The organism is Actinomycetota bacterium (assembly GCA_018830725.1).
Taxonomy (GTDB): domain Bacteria; phylum Actinomycetota; class Humimicrobiia; order JAHJRV01; family JAHJRV01; genus JAHJRV01.
On the sequence record JAHJRV010000142.1, the window covers coordinates 1 to 4,141 of the forward strand.

Sequence of the window (4,141 nt, forward strand, 5' to 3'; positions counted from 1 at the left end):
AAAATTGATGTTTCATATACTCCAAATTTGCTATACATTCCTTCTATATTCATTACTGGTTGCCAGGCTTTAAACAAAGTACCCTCAGCCATTGCTTCTACCTTTACATCTACTTCTTTTAAAAGTTGAGCACATTCTTCAATCCCAGCTAAAATTGCCCACTCATATCCTTTTGGAAGGCTTTTAGCTTTTATTTCTGCTACAACGTGCTTATCAAGTTTTTTAGCTCTTAATATATCTTTTGTTCTCTTAAAATAAACATCTGTTAAACTTCCATCTAATATATCTTTTTCATCTGCAATATGAAATCTCATTGGTCTCCTTTTCTATTTCTTTTTACATTAAATAATTTCTGCTCTTAATATATTTTTCATCTGTCTTAATGCAAATTGATGATCCTCTTCATTTACTGCAGCAACACAATCTTTTAAAACTTTAACTTTATATCCTCTAAAAATAGCATCAGAAACTGTATACATAACACATATATTGGTTACTGTACCAGTAACTACAAGCTCTTTTATGCTTAATTTTTTTAAAAGAGCTTCTAATCCAGTATTATAAAAACCTGAATAGGTAGTTTTTTCAATTAAATAATCTCCTTCTTTTGGAGAAAGCTCCTCAACAACCTGAGCTCCTTTAGTTCCTTTTATTGCATGTGGGGGCCAAATCTCAAATTCTTTATCATCCTCTGCATGACTATCACAAATATAAATAACTGGAATTTTCTTTTTTCTCGCTTTCTCAATTCTCTTTTTTAAAGTAGGGATAATCTTCCTTGTAGCTGGAACCTCTAAAACTGCTCCTTCTAACACAAAATCATTTAACATATCAATGATTAAAAAAGCAACCTTACCTGTATTCATTTCTCATCACCTGTAAAACTTAAAAAATCAAGTTATTTAAATAAATTATATTAAAAGTTTTTAAATAATGTGTATTGTTAACGAGTTAGGTTAGAACTTTTAGTATTATTTCTTAATTATTCACCCCCACCCTAACCCTCCCCCATTAAGGGGGAGGAAAATTTCATTAAAATCCTTACTACATATTAATTAAGTTAATGAACCATTAAAGTTACCGTTTAATTATCTTCTCATTAAGGGAGAGTAAAATTTTATTAAACTGTAAATATCAAGCTTAGATAGTACATTTTACTTAAAATTTACTTAAAATAGCATATTAATGATATAGCAACTTTATTTTTTAATCAAAATAAATATATCATTATATCTAAAAGGTTATCATTTATTGATTTTTAGTTTAAAATTTTAGATTTCATAATAATAAATTAAAAAGAACCTGTAATTCTAATAAATTGCGTAACTTTTTAAGTTTCATAATAATAAATCTAAAAACTACTTTGTGATATAATTTTTAATCATATAAATATTATGAATAAATTAAATAAAAATGGAGGTGGAATGGATTTTAATTTATCGCCTGAGCAAAAGGCTATGCAAAAAATGTGTAGAGAATTCGCTGAAAATGAAATAGCTCCAAGAGCTCAAGAAATGGATAGAACTGGAGAATTTCCATATGACATAATAAAAAAGATGGGAGATCTTGGACTTATGGGATTACCCATTCCAAAACAATATGGAGGAGCGGGAGCTGATTATCTAACATATGCTATTGCTATAGAAGAGATATCAAGAGCAGATGCTTCTGTCGGAATCACTATGTCTGCGCATATTTCACTACCCTGTAATGCATTGCTCTATTTTGGATCTGACGAGCAAAAACAGAAGTGGCTTATACCACTTGCTAAAGGAGAAATGTTGGGAGCATTTGGATTAACTGAGCCATCAGCTGGTTCAGATGCTGGAGCAACTCAAACTACTGTAGAGTTAAAAGATGATCAGTGGGTAATAAATGGTTCAAAATGTTTTATAACAAATGCTGGAACAGATATAAGTGGCCTTGTAATTATAACTGCAATTACTGGAAGAAGAGAAGATGGTAAGCCTGAGATAAGTAACTTTATAGTTCCCAGGGGAACTAAAGGATATAGTCAGGGTCCAAAGTATAACAAAATGGGATGGCGAGCATCTGACACCAGAGAGCTAATTTTCTCAGATTGTAAAATTCCCAAGGAAAATCTTTTAGGTGAATTAGGAGGTGGATTCAAACAATTTCTACAGGTACTTGATGCAGCAAGGATTTCAATGGCTGCATTATCAGTTGGAGTAGCTCAGGCTTGCTTGGATGCATCATTGAAATATGCTAAAGAGAGAGTTCAATTTGATAGACCGATATCTAAATTCCAAGCTATCAGCTTTAAATTAGCAGACATGGCAACTAAAATAGAACTCGCAAGGCTTATGTATTATAAAGCAGCATGGCTTAGAGATAATAAAAAGCCTTATGCAAAAGAAGCAGCAATGGCTAAACTCTATGCTTCCGAAATATCAGTGCAATGTGCTAATGAAGCTGTTCAAATCCATGGTGGTTATGGTTTTATGGATGATTTTGATGTTTCAAGATATTATCGAGATGTAAAAGTAAACACCATCGGTGAAGGAACATCTGAAGTTCAGAGAATTGTAATTGCACGCCAATTAGGCTGCTAAATTTTAAAAATGAATTTTACAATTCAAGTAAAAAAGGAGGAAATTTGGAAGAAATAGTTATATTGGATGGGATAAGAACTCCCTTTGGAAGATTTGGAGGAAAACTAAAGGATATATCTGCTGTGGATTTGGGTTCTATAGTGATTAAAGAACTTATCAGTAGAAATAATATTGAAGGAGAACAGATTGATGAAGTAATTATGGGTATGGTTATACCAGCTGGAACAGGTCAAATACCAGCACGTCAGGCTGCACTAAAAGCGGGACTTCCTCCACAGACACCTTGCTTAACTATCAATAAAGTTTGCTCATCAAGCTTGAAGGCTGTCTCTTTAGCCTCACAGATAATTAAAGCTGAGGATGCTGAATTAATTATTTCAGGAGGAATGGAAAATATGAGCCAGGTTCCCTATTTAGCACCAGATGCTAGGTGGGGTTACAAGCTCTGGGATGGAAAACTTGTAGATGCAGTAGTAAAAGATGGATTATGGTGTCCATTTGGGGATGTTCATATGGGTACTCATACAGACAATGTCGCGAAAGAATATGATATAAATAGAGAAGAACAGGATAAGTGGGCATTTAGAAGTCATATGTTATGGGCAGAAGCTCAAGATGCTGGTAGATTAAAAGATGAAATATTACCAATTGAGATTCCACAAAGAAGGGGTCCTTCGGTAATTTTTGATTTTGATGAACATCCACGAAGGGATACTACCATAGAAAAATTAACAAAGTTAAAACCAGTATTTGGTGAAGATGGAACTATAACAGCAGGAAATGCACCGGGAATAAATGATGGTGCAGCTGCATTAATAGTAAGTTCATATAAAAAAGCAGAAGAATTGGGTATTGAACCTATAGTAAAAATTATAGATTATACTCAAGTAGCGACAGATCCACAATATTTCTCTATAACACCAGCTCTTGCAATAAAAAAGTTATTAGCAAAAAATGACTTAGATTTAAAGGATATTGACCTGATAGAGATTAATGAGGCATTTGCTGCAGTATCATTGGTTTGTATAAAGATTTTAAGGATAAATCCAGATATTGTAAATGTTAATGGAGGAGCAGTTGCTATTGGTCATCCAATTGGTGCCAGCGGAGGTAGAATATTGATGACTTTAATTTATGAATTGAGAAGAAGAGGATTAAAAAGAGGTATCGCAGCAATTTGTGCGGGAACTGCTCAATCAGATGCTATGTTAGTTGAAGTATAAATAACAAATTGTAAATATTCAGCGAATAGGGTCATTGTAAACAATTTTTAATATGTCGTTGCGAGGGACAAAGTCCCGAAGCAATCTCAATATTGTGTATTTTATCCAGATAAATTTTTAAAAAAGAGGTGTAACAATGATAAAGAAGATAATGGCAGTTGGTGCTGGTCAGATGGGATCTGGGATAGCTCAAGTCTGTGCTCAGTCCGGTTATGATGTTTTACTTTATGATATTGATGAGAAATTCACAAAAGGGGCAATTCAAAAAATAGATGCTTTCTTATCTAAAGGAGTTGCAAAAAGCAAATTAACTGAAGAAGAGAAAAATAAAGCACTTAGCAAAAT

The 4,141-nt window shown here is 33.0% G+C and carries 5 protein-coding genes; 3 read left to right on the forward strand and 2 right to left on the reverse strand.

The window, feature by feature from the left end; translation table 11 throughout:
- Both KKC53_06475 and KKC53_06480 read right to left on the reverse strand, forming a co-directional pair.
- Window positions 1-314: nicotinate phosphoribosyltransferase (locus KKC53_06475; protein ID MBU2598791.1), on the reverse strand; the 314-nt coding region annotated here is incomplete at its 3' end.
- A 27-nt stretch (window positions 315-341) separates the two neighbouring features.
- Window positions 342-866 carry a cysteine hydrolase gene (locus KKC53_06480; protein ID MBU2598792.1) on the reverse strand — a complete coding sequence of 175 codons (525 nt, stop codon included), beginning with the start codon at window positions 864-866 and terminating at the stop codon, window positions 342-344.
- Between the two features lie 558 nt (window positions 867-1,424).
- On the opposite strand from KKC53_06480, the gene KKC53_06485 reads away from it, so the two are divergent.
- From KKC53_06485 to KKC53_06495, 3 genes are all read left to right on the forward strand, one after another.
- On the forward strand, window positions 1,425-2,573 hold the full coding sequence (locus KKC53_06485) for an acyl-CoA dehydrogenase (protein ID MBU2598793.1): 1,149 nt from the start codon (window positions 1,425-1,427) through the stop codon (window positions 2,571-2,573).
- Window positions 2,574-2,617: 44 nt separating this feature from the next.
- The gene (locus tag KKC53_06490; protein ID MBU2598794.1) at window positions 2,618-3,796 is read left to right on the forward strand and encodes an acetyl-CoA C-acetyltransferase; all 1,179 of its coding nucleotides are present in this window, start codon (window positions 2,618-2,620) and stop codon (window positions 3,794-3,796) included.
- Between the two features lie 136 nt (window positions 3,797-3,932).
- Window positions 3,933-4,141 (forward strand): 3-hydroxybutyryl-CoA dehydrogenase (locus KKC53_06495; GenBank protein MBU2598795.1); only part of this gene is annotated, 209 nt, incomplete at its 3' end.